The sequence below is a fragment of the Stenotrophomonas sp. PvP093 genome (genome assembly GCF_017876915.1).
In the GTDB taxonomy this organism is placed as follows: Bacteria; Pseudomonadota; Gammaproteobacteria; order Xanthomonadales; family Xanthomonadaceae; genus Stenotrophomonas; species Stenotrophomonas muris.
Genome location: NZ_JAGIOX010000004.1, coordinates 585076 through 608145, shown reverse-complemented (window position 1 = coordinate 608145; position 23070 = coordinate 585076). Strand labels below are relative to the sequence as shown.

Annotated in this window: 21 protein-coding genes; 6 read left to right on the top strand and 15 right to left on the bottom strand. The window is 66.1% G+C overall.

What is annotated here, in order from left to right:
* Positions 1-79: 79 nt before the first annotated feature.
* On the top strand, positions 80-463 hold the full coding sequence (locus tag J3A72_RS05520; protein ID WP_069117831.1) for a GtrA family protein: 384 nt from the start codon (positions 80-82) through the stop codon (positions 461-463).
* A 20-nt stretch (positions 464-483) separates the two neighbouring features.
* Here J3A72_RS05520 and J3A72_RS05515 read toward each other — a convergent pair whose 3' ends face one another.
* The 10 genes from J3A72_RS05515 to J3A72_RS05470 all read right to left on the bottom strand — a co-directional run bounded on the left by J3A72_RS05515 (position 484) and on the right by J3A72_RS05470 (position 9986).
* Positions 484-2697: a hypothetical protein gene (locus J3A72_RS05515; RefSeq protein ID WP_069117829.1), complete on the bottom strand. Its 2214-nt coding sequence runs from the start codon at positions 2695-2697 to the stop codon at positions 484-486.
* Between the two features lie 72 nt (positions 2698-2769).
* The gene (locus tag J3A72_RS05510) at positions 2770-3192 is read right to left on the bottom strand and encodes a F0F1 ATP synthase subunit epsilon (RefSeq protein WP_005419509.1); all 423 of its coding nucleotides are present in this window, start codon (positions 3190-3192) and stop codon (positions 2770-2772) included.
* Positions 3193-3305: 113 nt separating this feature from the next.
* Complete coding sequence (gene atpD, locus J3A72_RS05505; RefSeq protein WP_005419510.1) at positions 3306-4712, bottom strand: F0F1 ATP synthase subunit beta; 1407 nt, start codon at positions 4710-4712, stop codon at positions 3306-3308.
* A 37-nt stretch (positions 4713-4749) separates the two neighbouring features.
* A complete protein-coding gene (gene atpG, locus J3A72_RS05500) occupies positions 4750-5613 on the bottom strand; it encodes a F0F1 ATP synthase subunit gamma (protein WP_014648494.1) in 864 nt (287 codons plus the stop codon).
* A 97-nt stretch (positions 5614-5710) separates the two neighbouring features.
* The gene (gene atpA / locus J3A72_RS05495; protein ID WP_005419511.1) at positions 5711-7258 is read right to left on the bottom strand and encodes a F0F1 ATP synthase subunit alpha; all 1548 of its coding nucleotides are present in this window, start codon (positions 7256-7258) and stop codon (positions 5711-5713) included.
* A gap of 44 nt (positions 7259-7302) precedes the next feature.
* Positions 7303-7830, bottom strand: coding sequence for a F0F1 ATP synthase subunit delta (locus J3A72_RS05490; protein ID WP_032129048.1), 528 nt, complete (start codon positions 7828-7830; stop codon positions 7303-7305).
* Positions 7831-7832: 2 nt separating this feature from the next.
* Positions 7833-8303, bottom strand: coding sequence for a F0F1 ATP synthase subunit B (locus J3A72_RS05485; RefSeq protein WP_005419512.1), 471 nt, complete (start codon positions 8301-8303; stop codon positions 7833-7835).
* Between the two features lie 106 nt (positions 8304-8409).
* A complete protein-coding gene (gene atpE / locus J3A72_RS05480; protein ID WP_005411133.1) occupies positions 8410-8715 on the bottom strand; it encodes a F0F1 ATP synthase subunit C in 306 nt (101 codons plus the stop codon).
* A 73-nt stretch (positions 8716-8788) separates the two neighbouring features.
* Complete coding sequence (atpB, locus tag J3A72_RS05475) at positions 8789-9589, bottom strand: F0F1 ATP synthase subunit A (protein ID WP_014038569.1); 801 nt, start codon at positions 9587-9589, stop codon at positions 8789-8791.
* A 31-nt stretch (positions 9590-9620) separates the two neighbouring features.
* On the bottom strand, positions 9621-9986 hold the full coding sequence (locus J3A72_RS05470) for a hypothetical protein (RefSeq protein ID WP_014648497.1): 366 nt from the start codon (positions 9984-9986) through the stop codon (positions 9621-9623).
* Between the two features lie 458 nt (positions 9987-10444).
* Here J3A72_RS05470 and J3A72_RS05465 point away from each other — a divergent pair, with 458 nt between their 5' ends.
* A complete protein-coding gene (locus J3A72_RS05465) occupies positions 10445-11263 on the top strand; it encodes a hypothetical protein (protein WP_046432636.1) in 819 nt (272 codons plus the stop codon).
* Positions 11264-11916: 653 nt separating this feature from the next.
* Here J3A72_RS05465 and lpdA read toward each other — a convergent pair.
* The 3 genes from lpdA to J3A72_RS05450 all read right to left on the bottom strand — a co-directional run bounded on the left by lpdA (position 11917) and on the right by J3A72_RS05450 (position 16222).
* Positions 11917-13719 (bottom strand): dihydrolipoyl dehydrogenase, encoded by a 1803-nt coding sequence (gene lpdA / locus J3A72_RS05460; protein ID WP_014648500.1) that lies wholly within the window; start codon positions 13717-13719, stop codon positions 11917-11919.
* Between the two features lie 107 nt (positions 13720-13826).
* Entirely contained in the window at positions 13827-15539 is a 1713-nt protein-coding gene (gene aceF, locus J3A72_RS05455; protein ID WP_075077125.1) for a dihydrolipoyllysine-residue acetyltransferase, read from the bottom strand.
* 167 nt (positions 15540-15706) lie between these two features.
* Entirely contained in the window at positions 15707-16222 is a 516-nt protein-coding gene (locus J3A72_RS05450) for a DNA-deoxyinosine glycosylase (RefSeq protein ID WP_049405907.1), read from the bottom strand.
* A 186-nt stretch (positions 16223-16408) separates the two neighbouring features.
* On the opposite strand from J3A72_RS05450, the gene J3A72_RS05445 reads away from it, so the two are divergent.
* The 3 genes from J3A72_RS05445 to glpK all read left to right on the top strand — a co-directional run bounded on the left by J3A72_RS05445 (position 16409) and on the right by glpK (position 20401).
* Positions 16409-17044 carry an OmpW family outer membrane protein gene (locus J3A72_RS05445; RefSeq protein ID WP_014648503.1) on the top strand — a complete coding sequence of 212 codons (636 nt, stop codon included), beginning with the start codon at positions 16409-16411 and terminating at the stop codon, positions 17042-17044.
* Positions 17045-17290: 246 nt separating this feature from the next.
* A complete protein-coding gene (gene glpD, locus J3A72_RS05440; protein WP_075077124.1) occupies positions 17291-18805 on the top strand; it encodes a glycerol-3-phosphate dehydrogenase in 1515 nt (504 codons plus the stop codon).
* A gap of 96 nt (positions 18806-18901) precedes the next feature.
* Entirely contained in the window at positions 18902-20401 is a 1500-nt protein-coding gene (glpK, locus tag J3A72_RS05435) for a glycerol kinase GlpK (RefSeq protein WP_014648505.1), read from the top strand.
* 136 nt (positions 20402-20537) lie between these two features.
* On the opposite strand, the gene J3A72_RS05430 is transcribed toward glpK, so the two are convergent.
* Together J3A72_RS05430 and J3A72_RS05425 are read right to left on the bottom strand one after the other, a co-directional pair.
* Positions 20538-21332, bottom strand: a complete 795-nt coding sequence (locus tag J3A72_RS05430; RefSeq protein ID WP_075077123.1) for a MetQ/NlpA family ABC transporter substrate-binding protein — start codon at positions 21330-21332, stop codon at positions 20538-20540.
* Between the two features lie 25 nt (positions 21333-21357).
* A complete protein-coding gene (locus J3A72_RS05425) occupies positions 21358-22329 on the bottom strand; it encodes a YafY family protein (RefSeq protein WP_014648507.1) in 972 nt (323 codons plus the stop codon).
* Positions 22330-22410: 81 nt separating this feature from the next.
* Between J3A72_RS05425 and J3A72_RS05420 the strand changes: the two genes are divergently transcribed.
* The gene (locus J3A72_RS05420; protein ID WP_075077122.1) at positions 22411-23013 is read left to right on the top strand and encodes a hypothetical protein; all 603 of its coding nucleotides are present in this window, start codon (positions 22411-22413) and stop codon (positions 23011-23013) included.
* Positions 23014-23070 lie beyond the last annotated feature (57 nt).

Here is a 23070-nt window from a genome sequence, read left to right as displayed (position 1 = left end):
ACGGCAGTCCGTGGTTCGTTGCCGACGATTCTAGAGCGTACGCCGTTAACATGGGCATCCCTCCTCCTTCACCATGCCGATGAGCCTTGTCCGCCAGGGAAGCGCCTACCTCGTGATCGGGCTCGTGCAGCTGCTGGTCGATTGGCTGGTGTTCGTGGTCGCCACCGCGCTTGGCATGCCGGTCGCACCGGCCAACGTCGCCGGGCGCCTGGCCGGCATGCTGCTGGGCTTCTGGCTCAACGGCCGCTACACCTTTGCCGAGGCCGGCACCCACAAGCTGGGCTGGAGGCGTTTCGCACGCTTTTTCGCGCTGTGGCTGCTGCTGACCGCGGCAAGCACGTTGCTGGTGAGCCTGGTCGACCACGCGCTGGGCCTGCAGTACACCTGGCTGGCCAAGCCACTGGTGGAAGGCGGGCTGGCGTGCGTGTCGTTCCTGTTGATGCGCCATGTGGTGTACCGCTGATCGCGGTCAGCGGTCAGCGGTCAGCGATCACCGTCACGGCGCAGGCGCGCTCCCAGTCCCTCACGCCACAGCTGCAGCGCGCTGTAGCGCAACCGCACCTGATGCTGCCCGGCCGGCACGCACAACGCATGGAAGAGGCCATTGCCGCGCAGCAGCGGCAGTACCTGGCCATCCTCGAGCTGCGCCTGCCAGCCACGACCGGTGGTTTCGTTGATCACCACCCATGCTGCATCGTCGGCCACCACCGTCAGCTCGATGCGTCCAGGCTGGTAGTGCAGCACCTGTACCGTGGCCTCGCCGGCATCCTGTTCGGCACAGTGGCTACTGGCGGCTGCCGGCAGCCATAGCTGCCGGTTGAAATCGGTCTGGTTGAACAGCGGCGCAGGCGGTAGACGCTCCTCATGTCGGCGCACCTGCCGCGGATTCAGCACCCGTGGCAGCACGCTGTCACGCCGCGCAAGTTCCACCTGGTCGCCCTGCGCGCTGGAGCCCGGGAACGGCTCCTGGGCCAGCAGCCAACGCACGCCCAGCAGGTCGTACAGGGGAGCAGCGGTGTCTGGCATCCAGGCAGTGGGGACCTTCTGCTGGAAGGTATCCACCGGCTCGCCCGGCATCCCGGTCATCTGCAGATAGTCGCTTGCCAGCAGCGGGTTGTAGCCGTTTGCCAGCGCAATGGCATGCACCGCCGCGCCGTTGGTGAGTCCGCCGATGCCGAAGACCACCGCGCGCTCGGGTATGCCGATATGCCGCTCTGCGGCCAGCAGCGCATAGGCGCGCTGCGCAGGACCCGCACGATCGGCGGTGAGCACCGACTTTGTGCCGCTGCCCGCGTTGAACCTGGTGCCGACGTTGAACAGCAGCAGGTCCAACAGCACCAGCGCCAGCACCCAGCGCGCAGGTGACTGGTGGCGGCGCAGCACCCACACCGCGGCTACGCCCAGCGCGGCGCTGACCGCAAGCCAGGCGAAAGCGAGCGGATGACCATGATCGATCGCCAGCCACGCAGCGCACGCACCCAGCACTGCGACGATTGCCACGGACACCCGATGCAATCGCAATGGCTGCCGCTGCAGGGCAACCTGCAGGGCACTGGCACCGAGCCACGCCGCCGCAGGCACGGTAAGGAACAGCGCATCGGATGGGCGCCGGAACAGGTCCAGCCCCGGAAGCCAGCCAAACAACCAGGGGAACAGCGGCGTGGCGCCACCCACCGCGACCATGATCGCCAGCGTCAGCGCACACAGCGCGACGCGCGTCGCCGCCGGCTTGCGCCGCAGCACCTCACCGCCCCAGAGCAGCCACAGCGCCAGCGGCACTGCCCCCACATAGAGGTAATCGGCGCTGATATCACCGAAGGCCCAGCTGTCGCCGCGCCCCTGCGAGAACACGTTGCCCGACAGCAGTGTCACCAGTGTCTGCCAGTGGATGGCACCCGGCAGCGCGGCTTCCAGCGTCAGGCCATTGCGATTGGTCTGGTCCAGCCAGGCCAGCGTGGACAGCCACTGCGGCGCACTGACACCACCGGCGAGAATGGCCACCACGCCCAGCTGCCACAGCAGGCGCATGCGCTGCCCCTGTGCCAGCACGACAGCAGCCACGGCGTAGATCACGCACGCGAGGATGATGAAATAGGTGACCTGGGTCAGTTGAAGCGCACACATCCCGCCGGCCACACCGGCCAGCAGGATGTCGCGCATCCGTCCCCGCCGGCGGACCTGCTCCAGGCCCAGCCACAGCCAGGGCAGCAGGCAGTAGCTGATGATCATCGGCGTGTGCTGCAGGCGCGACGCGGCCACGCCACCAAACATCAGCGTGAGCGCGAACAGCAGCTGCGCCGGCGGCGGCATGCCCTGCACGCGGCTCAACCGCAGTGCACCCAGGCCGCCTGCCAGCACATGCAGCAGCACCACCACCGTGAACAGGTGCAGGGAGCCCGGCGCCAGCAGCATCGGCAGCAGCATCGTCGGCTGCAGCGTCATCATCTGCGGATCGGCCACCTGCGGGTAGCCACCGTAGAGATACGGATTCCACCAGGGGGCCTGCAGGTGACGCAACTGCTCGGCACTGAAACTGACCGCCGGGAAGAACTGCTGCACGGCATCAAAGGGAATGGTCTTGATGCCACTGAGCCATGGCAGGCACAGAACGATCCACGCAATCAGGAACACGCCTGCCGGTGTGCGCCACGGCCGCTGCCAGCTGCCGCCTTCAATCGCTGTCGAGTAGTGCTGCATTCCCTGCTCCTGTGGCGAACAAACAAAAACGCCGGCAGCTAGCCGGCGCTTGTGCTTGATGACGCGCGAACCTCAGTGCTTGAGATTCTTGCGCAGGCGCTCCAGCGCCTGCAGCTGGACGACGGCTTCGGCCAGCTTCTGCTGGGCTTCAGCCACTTCCATCGCTTCGCCGCGGTTGGCCAGGATGCGCTCGGCTTCTTCCTTGGCCTTGCGGACCGAGGCTTCGTCGATGTCCTGCGCGCGGATCGCGGTGTCGGCCAGCACGGTCACCACCTGCGGCTGCACTTCCAGGATGCCGCCGGAAATGGCGAAATCCAGCTGCTCGCCGTTCGGCGTGGTCACCACCACCTTGCCCGGCTTCAGGCGGGTGATCAGCGGCGCGTGCTTGGGCGCGATGCCCAGTTCGCCCAGCTCACCGGTGGCCACGACCAGGGTCGCTTCGCCACGGAAGATTTCCTGCTCGGCGCTGACGATGTCGCAACGGATCGTGCTCATGCAAATCTCTTCGCTGTTCGCGGCGGCGCAATGCCGCCGTGGGGGTCCACCGGCGCGGGCGGTTGCCCGGCGCCGGCGTCAGGTCGGGCAGGATCGCTCCCGCCCGTCCCGGATCAGGCCTTCTCGGCCATCTTCTTGGCCTTCTCGACCGCTTCTTCGATGCCGCCGACCATGTAGAACGCCTGCTCCGGCAGGTGGTCGTACTCGCCATCGACGATGGCCTTGAAGCCACGGATGGTGTCCTTCAGCGGCACGTACTTGCCCGGCGAACCGGTGAACACTTCGGCCACGTGGAACGGCTGGCTGAAGAAGCGCTCGATCTTGCGGGCGCGCGACACGGCCTGCTTGTCTTCTTCGGACAGTTCGTCCATGCCCAGGATGGCGATGATGTCCTTCAGTTCCTTGTACTTCTGCAGGGTCTGCTGGACGCGCTGGGCGGTGTCGTAGTGCTCGTGGCCGATGACCAGCGGATCCATCTGGCGGCTGGTGGAGTCCAGCGGGTCGACGGCCGGGTAGATACCCAGCGAGGCGATCGAACGCGACAGGGTCACGGTCGAGTCCAGGTGGGCGAAGGTGGTCGCCGGCGACGGGTCGGTCAGGTCGTCCGCGGGAACGTAGACGGCCTGGATCGAGGTGATCGAACCGTTCTTGGTCGAGGTGATGCGCTCCTGCAGGACGCCCATTTCCTCGGCCAGGGTCGGCTGGTAACCCACGGCGGACGGCATGCGGCCCAGCAGTGCCGACACTTCGGTACCGGCCAGGGTGTAACGGTAGATGTTGTCGACGAACAGCAGGACGTCCTTACCCTTGCCGTTTTCGTCCTTCTCGTCGCGGAAGTACTCGGCCATGGTCAGGCCGGTCAGGGCGACGCGCAGACGGTTGCCCGGCGGCTCGTTCATCTGGCCGTACACCATCGCCACCTTGTCCAGGACGTTGGAGTCCTTCATTTCGTGGTAGAAGTCGTTGCCCTCACGGGTACGCTCACCCACGCCGGCGAACACGGACAGACCGCTGTGCGCCTTGGCGATGTTGTTGATCAGTTCCATCATGTTGACGGTCTTGCCGACGCCGGCGCCGCCGAACAGGCCGACCTTGCCGCCCTTGGCGAACGGGCACATCAGGTCGATGACCTTGATGCCGGTTTCCAGCAGCTCGGTGGCCGGGGACTGGTCTTCATACGACGGCGCAGCGCGGTGGATTTCCCAGTTGTCGCTGGCAGCGACCGGGCCGGCTTCGTCGATCGGACGGCCAAGCACGTCCATGATGCGGCCCAGGGTGCCGGCGCCGACCGGCACCGAGATGCCACGGCCGGTGTTGACGGCAACCAGGTTGCGCTTCAGGCCGTCGGTGGAACCGAGGGCGATGGTACGCACCACGCCGTCGCCCAGCTGCTGCTGGACTTCGAGGGTGATCTCGGTGTTTTCCACCTTCAGTGCGTCGTACACCTTCGGCACCGATTCACGCGGGAATTCGACGTCGACGACCGCGCCGATGATCTGAACGATCTTGCCCTGACTCATTGCTGCATCCTCTAATGTGTGCTTTGAACGAACGCGGTCAGACTGCTGCCGCGCCGCCGACGATTTCGGAGATTTCCTGGGTGATCGCTGCCTGGCGCGCCTTGTTGTAGACGAGCTGCAGGGTGCCGATCAGCTTGTTGGCGTTGTCGCTCGCCGCCTTCATCGCAACCATGCGTGCCGCATGCTCGGAGGCGACGTTTTCCAGCAGTGCCTGGTACACCAGCGACTCGATGTAACGCGTCATCACGTGCTCGAGCACGGTCGCGGCATCGGGTTCGTACAGGTAGTCCCAGTCGTGGTGAGCGACCTGCTTCTCAGCCGGCGGCAGCGGCAGCAGCTGATCGAAGCTGGCCTTCTGCACCATGGTGTTCACGAAGCGGTTGTAGACCAGGTACACGCGGTCGATCCTGCCTTCGGTGAAGGCGTCGAGCATGACCTTGATCACTCCGATCAGCGATTCCAGCTTCGGCACGTCGCCGATGTGGGTCACGCTGCCGACCATGTTGACCTTCACGCGGCGGAAGAAGGTCGAAGCCTTCTGGCCGATGGTCACCAGGTCCACTTCGGCACCCTTGTCCTGCCATGCCTTGGCTTCGCCCAGCATCTTGCGGAACAGGTTGTTGTTCAGGCCGCCGGCCAGACCGCGATCGGAGGAGATCACGATGAAACCGACCCGCTTGACCTGCTCGCGCTCGACCAGGAACGGATGCTGGTAGTCGGTGCTGGCCTGGGCCAGATGACCGATCACCTGCTTCATCGCCTGCGCGTACGGACGCGAGGTCTTCATCCGATCCTGCGCCTTGCGGATCTTGGAGGCCGAGACCATTTCCAGGGCGCGCGTCACCTTGCGGGTGTTCTGCACGCTCTTGATCTTGGTTTTGATTTCGCGTCCGCTTGCCATCTCTTGTTTCCCGTGGCGCGGGGCTGATGCCCCGCGTTGTTCAACCGTTTGTCATCTGGTCCAGCGGAGCCAGCGGCTCCGCTCTACAGGACCGCGATTACCAGCTGCCGGTGGTCTTGAACTCGGCGATGCCCTTCTTGAAGGCACCTTCGATGTCGTTGTCCCAACCGCCGGTGGCGTTGACCTTGCTGATCAGCTCGCCCTGGGTGTTGGCGAAGTGGGCGTGCAGGCCTTCTTCGAACGCCAGCAGCTTGTTGACCGGCACGTCGTCGAGGTAACCCTCGTTGACGGCGTAGATCGACAGCGCCTGGTTGGCGATCGACATCGGCGCGTACTGCTTCTGCTTCATCAGCTCGGTGACGCGCTGGCCACGCTCCAGCTGCTTGCGGGTCGCTTCGTCCAGGTCCGAGGCGAACTGCGCGAACGCAGCCAGCTCACGGTACTGGGCCAGCGAGATGCGGATGCCGCCCGACAGCTTCTTGATGATCTTGGTCTGGGCCGAGCCACCGACGCGCGACACCGAGATACCGGCGTTCACGGCCGGGCGGATGCCGGCGTTGAACAGGTCGGTTTCCAGGAAGATCTGGCCGTCGGTGATCGAGATCACGTTGGTCGGAACGAAGGCGGACACGTCGCCGGCCTGGGTCTCGATGATCGGCAGCGCGGTCAGCGAACCGGTCTTGCCGGTGACCTTGCCTTCGGTGAACTTCTCGACGTATTCCTCGGACACGCGGGCAGCGCGCTCGAGCAGACGGGAGTGCAGGTAGAACACGTCACCCGGGTAGGCTTCACGGCCCGGCGGACGCTTCAGCAGCAGCGAGATCTGGCGGTAGGCAACGGCCTGCTTGGACAGATCGTCGTACACGATCAGCGCGTCTTCGCCGCGGTCCATGAAGTACTCACCCATGGTGCAGCCCGAGTAGGCGCTGATGTACTGCATGGCAGCCGATTCGGAAGCGGTCGCGGCCACCACGATGGTGTGGGCCAGCGCGCCGTTCTCTTCCAGCTTGCGCACGATGTTGGCGATGGTCGACGCCTTCTGGCCGATCGCAACGTACACGCACTTGATGCCGGTGCCCTTCTGGTTGATCACCGCATCGATCGCCATGGCGGTCTTGCCGGTCTGGCGGTCACCGATGATCAGCTCGCGCTGGCCACGGCCGATCGGGATCATCGAGTCGACCGACTTGTAACCGGTCTGCACCGGCTGGTCGACCGACTTGCGCCAGATCACGCCCGGCGCAACGCGTTCCACCGGAGCGGTCAGGTCGGTGCCCAGCGGGCCCTTGCCGTCGATCGGCTCGCCCAGCGCGTTCACGACGCGGCCCAGCAGTTCCGGGCCGACCGGCACTTCCAGGATGCGGCCGGTGGTCTTGGCGACGTCGCCTTCGCGCAGGTGCTCGTAGTCACCCAGGACCACGGCGCCGACCGAGTCGCGCTCCAGGTTCAGGGCCAGGGCGAAGGTGTTGTTCGGCAGTTCGATCATTTCGCCCTGCATCACGTCGGCCAGACCGAAGATGCGCACGATGCCGTCGGACACGCTGGTCACGGTGCCTTCGTTGCGCGATTCCGCGGCCAGCTTGACCTTCTCGATGCGGTTCTTGATCAGTTCGCTGATTTCGGAGGGGTTGAGCGTGGTTGCCATCGTCAAGTCCTAGTGCCGGCAGCGGGGCCGGACGTTAAATGAATTCAGTTAGCGAGCGCGGTCTGCAGACGGGCCAGCTTGCCCTTCAGCGAACCATCGATGACCACGTCGCCGGCGTCGATCACGGCGCCGCCGATCAGCGAAGCATCGACCGCGGTGGTCACGTCGACCTCGCGGTTGAAGCGCTTGCGCAGCGCGACCTTGATCGCGTCCAGCTCGCCGGCCGACAGCTCGGAAGCCGAGGTCACCGTGGCCTTGACCACGTGCTCGGCTTCGGCGCGCAGGGCGTCGAACATGCCGGAGATTTCCGGCAGCAGCGGCAGACGATGCGATTCGGCCAGGATGGCCAGGAAGCGCGAGTAGGTCTCGCCGTGCGACACCGGCGCCAGCAGGGCGACGGCGTCGTCACGACCCAGCTCCGGGTTGGCGAGCAGGGCCGCCACGCGCGGGTCGGCGGCGACGTGGGCGGAGAACGCCAGGGCGTCCGACCACGGCGCGAACGCACCTTCGTCGCGCGCGGTCGCGAACGCGGCGCGGGCGTACGGGCGGGCAAGCGTGAGGGCCTGGCTCATCCTTAGATCTCCGAGGCCAGCTCGTCGAGCAGCGCCTTGTGGGCGTTGGCGTCGATTTCGCGCTTGAGCAGCTTTTCGGCACCGGTCACGGCCAGCGCGGACACCTGCTTGCGCAGATCTTCACGGGCACGGTTGGCGGCGGCGTCGATTTCAGCCTGGGCCAGTTCCTTCTGACGGGTGGCTTCGGTGATCGCTTCGTTACGGGCTGCATCAACGATCTGGTTGGCACGCGCGTGGGCCTGATCGATGATCTCGTTGGCCTTGGTGCGGGCTTCCTTCAGCGCTTCGTTGACCTTCTCCTGCGCCTGGGCCAGATCTTTCTGGCTGCGGTCGGCAGCAGCGAGGCCTTCAGCAATCTTCTGCTGGCGCTCTTCGATCGCGTTCATCAGCGGCGGCCAGATCTTGGTCGCGATGATCCAGATCAGACCAGCGAAGGCCAGCGCCTGCGCAAGAAGGGTGAAATTGATATTCATGGTTAGCTCGATCGCTGGTTTCGGGGTGGACGTGCCGCCGAAGCGGCACATCCGGCCTTCATCCGAAACCGGGTGCATCAGCACCCGGTCGTCTCAAACCGCTGTATCAGCCGGCCAGAGCCTTGGTGACGGCGCCAGCAAAGGCAGCCGACAGCGGGTTGGCGAAGGCCAGCAGCAGGCCAACGGCGACCGAGATGATGAACGCGGCGTCGATCAGGCCGGCGGTGATGAACATGCGGACCTGCAGGACCGGGATCAGTTCCGGCTGGCGCGCGGCCGACTCCAGGAACTTACCAGCCATGATGGCCAGACCCAGACCGGCGCCCAGCGCGGCCAGGCCGATCATGATGCCGACGGCAAGGGCGGTGGAGCTCTGAATCTGCGCGAAGTTGGTCAGGACGGCGAAGTACATGGTTATCTCCAGGAACTTAAGTTGCTAAGGGTGATGAAACGGATGAAGGTTGAAACGCGTTGAAGCTTGAAACTCAGTGAGCGTCTTCCGACAGGCTCAGGTACACGATCGACAGCATCATGAAGATGAAGGCCTGCAGCGGGATCACCAGCAGGTGGAACAGCATCCAGCCGAGGCCGAACACACCACCCGCGATGGCACCGAAGAAACCGGCACCACCCAGCACCCAGATCAGCAGGAACACGATTTCGCCGCCGAACATGTTGCCGAACAGTCGCATCGCCAGCGAGATCGGCTTGCTCAGCCACTCGACGATGTTGAGGATCAGGTTGAACGGCATCATCCACTTGCCGAACGGCGCCGTCAGGAATTCCTTGACGAAGCCGACCAGGCCCTTGGACTTGAGCGCGAAGAACAGCATCAGGAAGAACACGCTGATGGCCATGCCGAGGGTGGCATTGACGTCAGCGGTCGGCACCGGCTTCCAGTAGTGCACGCCCACCCATTCCAGCGGCTTGGCGATGAAATCGGCCGGGATCATCTTCAGCAGATTCATCAACAGGATCCAGAAGAAGATCGTGATGGCGATCGGCGTGACCAGCTTGCTCTTGCCGTGGTAGGTGTCCTTGGCCTGGCGGTCGACGAACTCCAGGCAGATCTCGACGAAGGCCTGCCACTTGCCCGGCACGCCGGCGGTGGCCTTGCGGGTTCCCAGCCAGAACGCGACAACGATCACCAGGCCCATCAGGACGGCGGTGAGGAAGGTATCGACGTGGATATGCCAGAACATACCCTCACCCTTGCCGACCGGTGCGGTCAGGTTGTGCAGGTGATGCTGGATGTAGCTGGTAGGGGTTAGAGCCTCGCCCGCCATGTGTCCGGAACCTTCAGTTAATTGAATTCTGTCAACGCCTGGCCATGGCCAGGACCTGGAACATCAAGCCGACGGCGATACCGGCCAACAGCGCCAATGCAGGCAGCTTGAAGACCAGGAACCCCACCAGCAGGACGCCGAAAACCACGACCCACTTGGCCACGATCGCAATGATCAGGCGAGCCATCGCCGATCCTGCGGCCACCGCACCACCGCCCAGAGCCATCCGTGCCGCAACCCAGCCGCCGGCCGAAATGGCCACACCGGACGCCAGCGCGCCGAGGGCATACTTCGGACCTACCAGCAGGAAGGCCAGGGCCAGGACAGCCACCGCGGCCAGCGGGTAGACCGCGGCGCGCAGCATCAGTCGCCGACCCGCATCAACGGAGTTCAGCACAGGACGTCCCGCGTGGTTGCAAGTGGAGGGCTGAGGCGGCTACAGCAGGGGGGCCTCATCGAGCCGCCAAATTATAGCAATGGGACAATTTGCGAGACAACCGCTGCCTGTTCATCCCTGGAAGCCGCAAGTTGCGGTAACGGTTACATTTTTGCGTGCCACCCGGGGGACAATGACGTCCGCGTGATGCTGCACTGCAGTATTGAACTTTGGTCGCAGGCGCGGAACTTTCGCCGGATGCGCCGGTCCGATCTTTCGACCTGCCTGCAGCAACCTCGTCGACGCTCCGCCCCGCAGGTCCCACGATGGCCCCGAAGCCCGGCTCCGGGGCCATCTTTTTGCGTCGTCGCGACAGGGCTGAACCGTGCACACTCCGTGGACCATACGTTCACGGATGGTGGACGGCGGCGTCCGGCACAGTGGTCTTCATTCTGATGAACCACTGCAAGGACTCTTCGATGCGCCCCGTACCCACCCTGCTCGCCCTTTCCCTGCTCGCTGCCGGCGCCTCGTTCGCCAATGCCGCCCACGCCGCCGAAGGCGACGACCGCTTCGCCATCCGTCTGGGTGCGATGAACATCGATTCGGACAACACGCTGCGTGGCAGCACCACCGTGGCCGGCCAGGACATCTCCCTGGACCAGGACTTCAAGCTGGGTGGCAAGGAATGGGAGCCGCGCATCGACGGCATGTTCCGCATCAGCAACCGTCAGCGCCTGCTGTTCAACTACTTCAAGTACGACAAGGACCGTCGCGAGACGCTTGACCAGGGCATTTCCTTCGGCGGTGAGAGCGTGCCGGCCGGCAGCTTCGTGAAGGGCGAGCTGAAGTACCAGGTGGCCAGCCTGGTCTATGACTACTCGGTCGTCGATACCGACACCTTCGACCTGGGCCTGCAGATCGGTGGCGAGTACGCCAAGGTCAGCACCAAGGGCTACGCGGACCTGGGCACGGTGTATGAAGGCCAGTTCCTCAACGAGAAGGCCGATGGCGTGGCACCGGTGGTGGGTGCGCGCATGACCTTCACTCCGTCCGAGCGCTGGATGATCACGCTGCAGGGCCAGTACCTGAACACGCGCTGGGGCAGTTTCGATGACTACAAGGGTGACCTGAGCCGCGCCAATGCGATCGTCGATTACCGCTTCACCAAGAACTTCGGTGTGTTCGCCGGCTACGACTGGTTCAAGCTGGACGTGGACAAGAAGGGCAGCGACGGCACGGTCGGCCTGAAGCAGGAATTCAAGGGCCCGGTGGCCGGTATCAGCTTCGTGTTCTGATCCCCTGCCCCTTCCACGGCATCTTCTCTCCTGGCGCGGCCTCCGGAACATCGGGGCCGCGTTTTTTCTTTGCATCGTCGAGCAGAAAAGCAGGCTGGTCGAGCGCTGGGGGAAGAGGGGCTTGCGTGCGAATGTCCCCCGGCGCCGGCCTACGGCCGTCACCTCCTCCTTTACTTCGCACACAAGCCCCTCTTCCCCCGCGTGTCAGGCATCCAGGCGGGCCAGGCTGTGGCTCTCGACTATCCGCAAGCCGAGCCGCTGCGCGGGTGGCAGGCGTTTGGACAAAGTAAAGGAGGAGGCGACCGCCAAAGGCGGACGACGGGGGACATTTGTCCAGACGCCTGCCACCCGCGCAGCGGCCCAGACCTTCGCGGTGGCAGTTGCCGTAGACGCAGGCGTGGTCGAGCGCCGGGGGAGTGGGCATCCGGGCGGCTTTGGCACTGCTCTCGACTGTCCGCAAGCCGAGCTACTGCGCGGGTGGCGGGCATTTCGACAAAGTAAAGGAGGAGGCGACCGCCGCAGGCGGGCGACGGGGGACATTTGTCGAAATGCCTGCCACCCGTGCAGTGGCCCCACCCTTTGCTGCAGCACTGATCGAAGAAAAAAAGCCCCGGCAGATGCCAGGGCTTTTCGTTCGGAACGGCGCGGACGCCTTACTTCTTCTTCGGCATGTACAGATCGGTGATCGTGCCGTCGTAGATTTCCGAGGCCATCGCCACCGACTCGCTCAGCGTCGGATGCGCATGGATGGTGTGGCCGATGTCTTCCGCTTCCGCACCCATCTCGATCGCCAGGCCGATCTCGGCCAGCAGGTCGCCGGCATGCACGCCGACGATCGCGCCACCGATGATGCGGTGGGTCTCTTCGTCGAAGATCAGCTTGGTGAAGCCCTCGGTGCGACCGATGCCGATCGCGCGGCCACTGGCGGCCCACGGGAACTTGGCCACGCCGACCTTCAGGCCCTTGGCCTTGGCTTCGGTCTCGGTCACGCCGACCCAGGCGATTTCCGGGTTGGTGTAGGCCACCGACGGAATCACGCGGGCGACCCACTCCTTCTTGTGGCCGGCTGCCACTTCAGCGGCCAGCTTGCCCTCGTGCGTGGCCTTGTGGGCCAGCATCGGGTTGCCGACGATGTCGCCGATGGCAAAGATGTGCGGCACGTTGGTACGCATCTGCCGATCGACCGGGATGAAGCCGCGGTCGGTGACCTGCACGCCGGCCTTCTCGGCATCGATCTTCTTGCCGTTCGGCGAGCGGCCCACGGCCACCAGCACGCGGTCGAAGGTGCCTTGCGCCAGCGCAGGCGCCTGGCCTTCCTCGGCGGCTTCGAAGGTCACGGTGATGCCCTTGGCATCGGCGGTGACGCCCGAGGCCTTGGTCTTCAGGTGCACGTCGATGCCCTGCTTCTTCAGGCGGTCGGCCAGCGGCTTGACCAGGTCCTTGTCGGCGCCCGGCATCAGCTGGTCCATGAACTCGACCACGGTGACCTTGCTGCCCAGCGCGCTGTACACGGTGGCCATTTCCAGGCCGATGATGCCGCCGCCGACGACCAGCAGCGAGCCCGGCACTTCGGCCAGCTCCAGCGCATCGGTGGAATCCATCACGCGCTTGTCGTCCCACGGGAAGTTCGGCAGCTTCACCGCCTGCGAACCGGCGGCGATGATGCATTTCTGGAAGCGCAGCAGCTGGGTGCTGCCATCAGCGGCGGTGATCTCCAGCTCGTTGGCCGAGACAAACCTGCCAACGCCCTGCACGTTGCGGACCTTGCGCTGCTTGGCCATGCCGGCCAGGCCCTTGGTCAGCTGGTTGACGACCTTTTCCTTGTACGCGCGCAGCTTGTCCAGGGTGATGGTCGGCTTGCCGAATTCGACGCCGAAATCACCGGCGTGGGCCACTTCGTCGATGACCGCAGCAGCATGCAGCAACGCCTTGGACGGGATGCAGCCGACATTGAGGCAGACGCCGCCGAGGCTGGCGTAACGTTCGACCAGCACCGTATCCAGGCCGACGTCAGCGGCGCGGAAGGCTGCGGTGTAGCCGCCCGGGCCGGAGCCCAGCACGACCATCTCGCATTCGATGTCGGCCGGCTTGCCGCTGGACAGCGCCGGCTTCGGCGCAGCCGGTTCGGCCGGGGCGCGGTGCGACGGGGTCACCGGCGGCTTGCTGGCCGGGGCGGCCGGAGCCGGCGCGGCGGCCTTGGCCGGGGCTTCGGCGGCGCCTTCAGCGTCCAGCACCACGACCACGGCGCCTTCGGACAGGGTGTCGCCCAGCTTGACCTTGATTTCCTTGACCACGCCGGCGGCCGAGGACGGCACTTCCAGGGTGGCCTTGTCCGACTCCAGGGTCACCAGACCCTGATCCTTCTTCACCGTGTCGCCAACGGCGACCAACACTTCGATCACCGGCACATCGCTGTAATCGCCGATGTCGGGAACCTTGACTTCAATCGTGGCCATGGTGGGTTTTCCTCGTGCCCGCCCGGCGGCGCCGGCGGGCTGTCACTGCATCTGTTCACGCGGCCGCGCCAGGGGCTGCGGCCGCACGGTGGGGGCGAAGCGGTGCCTTACAGCAGCACGCGGCGCATGTCGGCCAGTACCTGCGACAGGTACGTGGTGAAGCGTGCGGCCAGTGCGCCGTCGATGACGCGGTGGTCGTAGCTCAGCGACAGCGGCAGCATCAGCTTCGGTGCGAATTCCTTGCCGTTCCAGACCGGCTGGATGGACGACTTGGAGACGCCGAGGATGGCCACTTCCGGTGCGTTGACGATCGGGGTGAACGCGGTGCCGCCGATGCCGCCCAACGAGCTGATCGAGAAGCAGCCGCCGCTCATGTCCGCCGGGCCCAGCTTGCCGTCGCGTGCCTTCTTGGCCAGTTCGCCGGTTTCCTGCGCGATCTGCACCACACCCTTCTTGTCCACGTCGCGGATGACCGGCACGACCAGGCCGTTCGGCGTGTCGGCGGCGAAACCGATGTGGAAGTACTTCTTCAGGGTCAGGTTTTCACCGCTGGCATCGAGCGAGGCGTTGAATTCCGGGAACTTCTTCAGCGCTGCGGCGCTGGCCTTGATCAGGAAGGCGAGCATGGTCAGCTTGATGCCGGCCTTCTCGTTCTCCTTGTTCAACGCCACGCGCAGGCCTTCCAGGTCGGTGATGTCTGCCTGCTCGAACTGGGTGACGTGCGGGATCATGGCCCAGTTGCGGGCCAGGTTCGCACCGGAGATCTTCTTGATGCGCGACAGCGGCTGGACTTCGGTCTCGCCGAACTTGCTGAAGTCGACCTTCGGCCACGGCAGCAGGTTCAGGCCACCACCAGCGGCGACGGCGCCACCGGCAGCGGCCGGCACGCCACCGCTGAGCGCGGCCTTGACGAACTTCTGTACGTCACCCTTGGTGATGCGGCCACCCTTCTCGGTGCCGTTGATCTGCAGCAGGTCCACGCCCAGCTCGCGGGCGAACACGCGCACCGCCGGGGTGGCGTACGGCACCTTGGCCGGCAGCACGCCATCGGCATTGAACTGCACCGGCGGGCTGGACGGGGTACCGGCCGAGGCGATCTCGCGGGCCGCCAGCTTGTCCGGCTGCGCCGGCACAGCAACCGGCTCGACCTTGGTGGCGGTCTCTGCGGCAGCCGGAGCGGCAGCAGCAGCGGCCTTGGTCGGCGCCGGCGCGGCAGCGCCCTCGGCTTCGATGATGGCAACCACGTCGCCTTGCGACAGATTGTCGCCCACCTTGACCTTGATCTCCTTGACCACGCCGGCCACAGACGACGGCACTTCCATGGTGGCCTTGTCGCTTTCCAGCGTGACCAGGCCCTGGTCCTTCTTGACCGTATCGCCCACGGCGACCAGCACTTCGATGACCGGAATGCCGGCGTAGTCGCCGATGTCCGGCACCAGGGCTTCAACCGCACCACCGCTGGCAGCCGGAGCGGCCGGCGCAGCTGCGGCCGGCGCGCTCTGGGTGGCGGCAGCCGGGGCAGCGGCCTTGGCCGGTGCCGGTGCCGGTGCGGCCGGCTTGGCGGCTTCGGCTTCGCCTTCGGCCACTTCGATCAGGGCCACGACCTTGCCTTCGGACAGGCTGTCGCCCACTTTGACCTTGAGCTCCTTGACCACGCCCGCCACCGAGGACGGCACTTCCATGGTCGCCTTGTCGCTTTCCAGCGTCACCAGGCCCTGGTCCTTCTTGACCGTGTCGCCGACGGCGACAAGCACCTCGATTACCGGGATATCGCTGTAGTCACCGATATCGGGGACAAGTGCTTCCTTGATTTCGGCCATGGGGATAACTCCGGCAATCTGGTGTAGGGAAACGTCTATTGTGCGGCCAGCGGGGTCCAGCGCCAACCGTTACAGGTGTTTTCAGTACGCACGCAGCCGGGACAGGCTGTTGCCCATGGGTCGGGTGCGCGACCAGTCGGTAGCGTATTGTCCAGGCGATGTCCGCTTCATGTCGCCCGCGCGTCGGCCACCGGCTGCCAGGCCTGGCGCAGGCGCGGCAACGACCACGCCGCATTGGCAGGGCTGGTCGACGGCAGCGCGACCACCTTCGGCGGGGCCTCCAGCCGCGGCAACACCCAGCGCTGGAATGCCTGCAATGACGCGCCGCCATTGCAGCCGATCAGCGTCAGCTCAGGCAACGTGGCGATCAGTTCCGGCAGTGCATTGGCCACTTCCGTGCCACGCACGATGTCCGCATCCAGGCTGCCGCGCCGCTCGCAGCGCCCGATCACATCCCACAGGCCGATGCCTGCGGCGTTCAACGCCTGCAGCCGTTGCGCATAGGGCAGATCCGCGTCGAAACCGCAGATATCGGCCATCAGCGGCCAGAAGCGGTTGCGAGGATGCGCGTAGTAGCGCTGCTCCTGCAGGGATGCCACGCCTGGCATCGAGCCCAGCAGCAGCACCCTGCAATCGACGTTCACCTGCGCTGGCAGGCCAATGCACAACGTTGCCGTGCTCACATCTTCTCCAACTGCATGAATGTCGGCGAGAGCAGAAAGCGCCATGAATACAGGCATTCCGCACCCGTCGCTGAACAAGGAAAACTATTTTTTAACGTGCGTCGGATTCGATTCATGTTGGGGCGACTACGGTGTGCTCGCCCCGCAACCGGGGGCCCAAAACAAGAAACATTAGGAGATACCCCCATGCGCTCCATCCGTATCCTGAGTCTCGCCCTGCTGACCTCCGCCGCCTTCGCGCCGGCCGCTTTCGCCCAGGACAGCAGCACCACCGATACCGCTTCGGGCAAGCATTTTGCCGTTGTTGGCGGCATCTCGCTGCTGGAGCCGAAGAACGACCCGATCACCGGCGTGAAGAAGACCGACGGTGGCCCGGCGCCGACCGTCAGCTTCAGCTACTACATCAACGACAACTGGGCCGTTGAGCTGTGGGGCGCTGCCGACAAGTTCGACAACAAGTTCAAGGGCCCGAACAACGCCCGCCTGGGTTCGGTCGAGCAGCAGCCGGTCGCGCTGAGCGGCCAGTACCACTTCGGCCAGGCTGACAACGTGTTCCGCCCGTTCGTGGGCGTGGGCTACTACCAGTCGAGCTTCAGCAACGAGAAGCTGGGCAACGGCGCTGACACCGACATCCGCTTCAAGGATGCCAAGGGCGTGATCGGCACCGTCGGCGTCGACATGAACATCAACTCCACCTGGTTTGCCCGCGCTGACGCCCGCTACATGCGCGCCCGCCCGGACATCAAGGTCGGCGGCGAGAAGATCGGCGAAGCCAAGATGGATCCGTGGACCGTCGGCTTCGGCATCGGCGCCCGCTTCTGATCCAGGCAGCACCTGCTTCACTGATGCAACGCGACGGGCCCTTCGGGGCCCGTCGTCGTTTCCGTCACCCGCGTTCCGCGTGTAGAGCCGAGCCCATGCTCGGCTGCTTTTTTGTAGAGTCGAGCCAAGCCCCCTATCCCGAGTCGAGCGGCGGGCTCCGCGCGCATTGCGATGCGTTACGTTCAATGGCGCCCACGGTCAAGGGTGGCGCGGCTCGGCTCTACAGACACAGGACGCGGAGACACGATGGACGACGTCGACCTGCTGGTGATCGGTGGCGGCATCAATGGCGCCGGCATCGCCCGTGACGCCAGCGGTCGCGGCCTGCGCGTGCTGCTGTGCGAACAGCATGACCTGGCCGCGCACACCTCCAGCGCCAGCAGCAAGCTGATCCACGGCGGCCTGCGCTACCTGGAGCAGGGCGAGTTCGGGCTGGTGCGCAAGGCGCTGGGCGAACGCGAGGTGGTGCGCCGGCAGGCGCCCCATCTGGTACATCCGCTGCGCTTCGTCCTGCCGTGGGAACCGCACCTGCGCCCACGCTGGATGCTGCGCGCGGGGCTGTGGCTGTACGACCATCTGGGCCGGCGCAGCCCCGCCTTCCCCGCGTCACGCGCACTGGAACTGCAGCACGATCCGCTCGGCCAGTGGCTCTCCCCGGCGCTGCGGCAGGCCTTCAGCTACGCCGATGCGCAGGTCGATGACGCGCGGCTGGTACTGCTCAACGCCCTGGATGCCGCGCAGCGGGGCGCACAGGTGCAGGTGCGCAGCCGCTGCATCGACCTGCACCCCGTGCAGGGCCGGTGGCGGGCCGTTCTGGAATCCGCCGATGGCCAGCGGCACCCCGTGAATGCCCGCGCCGTGGTCAATGCGGCGGGCCCGTGGGCCGGGGGCCTGCTGGAACGGATGCAGACGCGCAGCGGCGGCCCTGCGCTGCGCCTGGTGCAGGGCAGCCACATCGTGCTGCGCAGGCCCTGGCCCGATGACAGCGCCTGCCTGCTGCAGCAGCCCGACGGGCGGGTGGTGTTCCTGCTGCCTTTCGCCCACGACCACCTGCTGGTGGGCACCACCGATACCGACTATCGCGGTGACCCGGCGCGCTGCAGCGTGCTGCCTTCCGAGGTGACCTACCTGTGCGAAGCGGCCAATCGCTACCTGCGTGACCCCATCGCCCCGGACGAGGTGGTCTGGGCGTTCGCCGGTGTCCGTCCATTGCTGGCCGACCCGGATCCGCGCGCAGCGCAGCTGAGCCGCGACTACCGCCTGCAGGTGCAGGTGGACCCGGCACCGGCGCTGCATGTAATGGGCGGCAAGCTGACCACCTACCGGGTGCTGGCCGAGGAGGCACTGGACCTGCTGCGCCCTGCCCTGCCACAGATGGGACCGGCCTGGACGGCGCGCGGAGACCCGCTGCCGGGCAGCGACTGGGGCGACGCCGCACAGGCGTGCTCGCGCCTGCTGGCGCTGGCACCGTGGTTGCCCGCAGGTATCGCGCGACGCTGGGCCGGGGCCTATGGCAGTCGCAGCGCGGAACTGCTGCAGGGTGTACACGGCCTGCACGATCTGGGCGAGGACTTCGGCGGTGGCCTGCATGCACGCGAAGTGGACTTCCTGCGCGAACGCGAGTGGGCGTGTGACACCGACGATATCCTGTGGCGCCGGAGCAAGCTGGGGTTGCGGCTGGATGCTGCGCAGGTGGCACGGCTGCAGGCGTGGATGGAGGGTCGGATCCCTTTTCCACGGAAAGGGCTCTGCCCCCCGTGATGCCACGTGTGCCAACCCAGGTTGGCAGCTACCAGGGCAGCCGCGCGCGACGCGATCGATGCATTAGGATTTCCCCATCGCCATTGGAGACGCTGCATGACGCCCCGCTACGTGCTGGCCATCGACCAGGGCACCACCAGTTCGCGCGCGATCCTGTTCGACCGCGCCGGCGACATCGTCGGCAGCGCGCAGCGCGAGTTCGCGCAGATCTTCCCGCAGCCCGGCTGGGTCGAGCATGACCCCCGCGAGATCCTTACCAGCGTCTATGCCACATTGACCGAACTGCTCAGCCGCGGGCAGATCGACCCACGCCATATCGCCGCGCTGGGCATCACCAACCAGCGCGAAACCACCGTGGTCTGGGACCGTGCCACCGGCCAGCCGATCCACAACGCCATCGTCTGGCAATCGCGGCAGAGCCACGCCATCTGCGAGCGGCTGAAATCGGAGGGGCATGAAGCACTGATCCGCGAGCGGACCGGGCTGCTGATCGACGCCTATTTCTCCGCGACCAAGGTGCGCTGGATCCTCGACCACGTGGATGGTGCGCAGCAGCGCGCCGAACGTGGTGAGCTGCTGTTCGGCACCATCGACAGCTGGCTGGTGTGGAACCTCAGCGGTGGCCAGGCACATGTGACTGACTACAGCAATGCGGCACGCACGCTGCTGTTCAACATCCACACGCTGGACTGGGATGACGACCTGCTGGCCCTGCTCGACATTCCGCGCGCGATGCTGCCGCAGGTGCGCGACTCCAGCGCGGTGTACGCACACACCCGGCCGCAGTTCTTCTTCGACCACCCGATCCCCATCGCCGGCATCGCCGGTGACCAGCAGGCGGCGCTGTTCGGCCAGGCTTGTTTCCAGCCGGGCATGGTCAAGAACACCTATGGCACCGGTTGCTTCATGTTGATGCACACCGGCGCGCAGGCGGTGCGGTCGCGCAACGGCCTGCTGACCACCATTGCCTGGGGCCTGGACGGGCGCGTGGAGTACGCGCTGGAGGGTTCGATCTTCATCGCCGGCTCGGTGGTGCAGTGGCTGCGCGATGGACTACGCATGATCGAACGCGCCAGCGACAGCCAGGCGCTGGCTGCGCAGGTGCCCGACAGTGGCGGCGCCTACCTGGTGCCGGCGTTCGTCGGCCTCGGCGCGCCCTATTGGCGCAGTGATGTGCGCGGTGCGATGTTCGGCCTGACCCGTGGCACCCGCAAGGCGCACTTCGTGCGCGCCGCGCTGGAAGCGATGGCCTACCAGACCCGCGATGTACTCGATGCGATGCAGTCCGATGCGGGTATCGCGCTGACCGAGCTGCGCGCTGATGGCGGTGCGATCGGCAACGACTTCCTGGCCGGTTTCCAGGCCGACATTCTCGGTGTGCCGCTGCTGCGGCCGCGACTGACCGAGACCACCGCGCTGGGTGCGGCCTATCTGGCCGGCCTGGCAGTGGGGTTCTGGAACAGCCGCGAACAGATCGCCGCGCAATGGGGCCTGGACCGGCGCTTCGAGCCACGGATGGAGGTGGCCCGGCGCGAGAAACTGTATGCGGGATGGCAGCAGGCGGTGGCCGCGACCCTCGCCTTCCACGTCGATTGAAACGGCAATGCCCTGCCCTGCTGCGGCACGTGGAGTGACACTGTAGAGCCGAGCCATGCTCGGCTGCCGCTGGCGGGATACCGCAAAAAGCAGAGCCGAGCATAGGCTCGGCTCTACAGGCGAATGGGCGCTGGCGTCAGAACGCCGGCAGCACCGCGCCCTTGTACTTGGTCTCGATGAAGGCCTTCACCTGCGGGCTGGTCAGGGCCTTGGCCAGCTTCTGCACGCGGGCGTCGTCCTTGTTGTCCGGGCGCGCGACCAGGAAATTCACGTACGGCGAGTCCTTGCTTTCGATCGCCAGCGCATCCTGGGTCGGGTTGAGGCCTGCGTCCAGCGCGTAGTTGGTATTGATCAGGGCCAGGTCGACCTGGTCCAGCACGCGCGGCAGCATCGCCGAGTCCAGCTCGCGGAACTTCAGGTTCTTCGGATTGGCGATGATGTCGCGCTGGGTCGCCAGTGCGTTGGTCGGGTCCTTCAGCTCGATCACGCCGGCCTTGTGCAGCAGGATCAGCGCGCGGCTGTTGTTGCTCGGGTCGTTCGGGATCACCACGTCGGCGCCTTCGCGCAGCTCGGCCAGCGACTTGACCTTGCGCGAGTACACACCGAACGGCTCGATGTGCACGCCGATCACCTTCACCAGGTCGGTCTTGCGGTCGCGGTTGTAGGCATCCAGGTAGGGCTCGGTCTGGAAGTAGTTCGCATCCACCTGCTTCTGCACCAGCTGGTCGTTGGGCTGCACGTAGTCATTGAACACCCGCACGTCCAGGTCCACGCCTTCCTGCTTGAGGATCGGCTTGACCACCTCGAGGATCTCGGCATGCGGCACGGCCGTGGCGGCCACCACCAGCTTCTGCGAGGGCTCGCCGGACTTGCCGCAGGCGGTCAGGGCCAGCGCAGCGGCGAGCAGGGGCAGCAACAGGGTCTTTTTCATGGGGGATTGAATTCTCGGGGGAGTGTCAGGAGTTTTCGTAGTTGCTCAGGGCCAGCTCAAGCAACGCCTTGGCCTGCTCGCGCAGCATCATGGGCTCGACGATCTCGGCATCCGAGCCGTAATGCAGCACATCCATCAGCAGCTCGCGCGAGACGCTGTACGGCACCTTCAGCTCATAGCGGCCGTCGGCCAGGAAGCGGCCCTGCTGCTTGGAATGCCAGTGCTCGTCGGCCACCCAGCGCGCGGCCTTGGCGCTGAACAGGATGGTCGCCCAGCCCTTCGGCGCGCCAGAGAAGATGCCGTAGCTGGCGCCGAGCTGCTCGTCCAGCTCGCTGTCGGCGACGTCGCGCGCGGTGCTGTCGACCACCCGCGCCTTGTGGATGCGGTCGACCGCGAAACTGCGCAGGGCGTCGCGGTCATGGTCCCAGGCATCCAGGTACCAGTTGTCGCGATAGTGGGTCAGGCGCTGCGGCGAGACGGTGCGCTTGGTCGGCTCGTCGGTGGAACGGGCACGGTACTCGAACGCCAGCTGGCGGCGCTCCAGCACGGCCGATGCGACGCTGCGGAAGCTGCCTTCGTCAAACTTGCGGCCACGGTGCGGAATCACCCGCACGCGGTCGACCGGCCAGCTGGACACGCCGGCCTGGGCCGCCAGCAGGCTCTCGATGCGTTGCTGCAGCGGTGCCAGCACCGACGACAGCACACCACCGCCGGTCCGCGCCAGCAGGTGCTGCGAGGCCAGCAGGGCATGCAGCTCCTCCGAGCTGAGCCACAGGCCGGGCAGCTCGAAACGGTCGCTCTCGTCAGCCTGGTAGCGGAAGCCCGCCTCGCCGTCGCCCTCGATCGGTGCCATCAGCGCATCGCGCAGGAAGGCCAGGTCGCGGTAGACGGTGGCGCGGGAACAACCGAGCTTGTCCTGCAGGGTCGCCACCGTCACCGGATAGCGCGCGGACTTGAGCAGACGATGCAGGGCGGTGATGCGTTCGTATCGGTCCATACCCCCGATTATGTCCGAGTCGCGGGTCTTGTGTGGGACGTTTGGGCTATCGTGGTCGCCCCCACCCCCATGGAATGCCCGATGCGCCGGTTGCCTGCCCTGTCCCTGCTGGCCTGCCTGCTGCTGGCCGCCTGCGATCGCGCGCCGGCGCCGGCCGGCGCCGAGCCCCCGGTACCCGTCGCCGATCCGACGCAGGCGGTGCTGGGCGCCAGCCAGCGTTTCGCGGCCCTGCGCAGCTTCCACGCCGAACTGGAGGTGCTGGGCGCGCCGCAGCCGGTACGCAGCGGCATGGACTTCGTCGCGCCCGATCGTTTCCGGGTGGAGACGCCGGCGGGGCCGCAGACCATCATCGGCGACACCATGTTCCTGCAGGCCGACGGCGCGATCCGCCAGGTGCCGACCCCGCCCGGCCTGCTCGAGCAATGGCGCAACCCGCTGCCCGCCGATGCCCTGCCCGCCGATCTGAAGGCCGAAGATCTCGGCAGCCAGTCGCTGGAGGGGGTGCAGACCCGGCACTACCGGCTGCGCGGTGCCCAGCCCGGCGAACGCCTGGAGTACTGGGTGGATGCCCAGGGCCTGCCACGCCAGATCGTACGCAGCGGCAGCAGCAATGGCCGCAGCTTCCAGCTGCGCCTGCGCTATTCGCGCTTCAACGACCCTGAGGTGCGCGTCGATCTGCCCTGAATAGGCGACCGCGCCAACGTTCGCTGAAGCGCGCATTGGATCGATTCGGACCGCCAT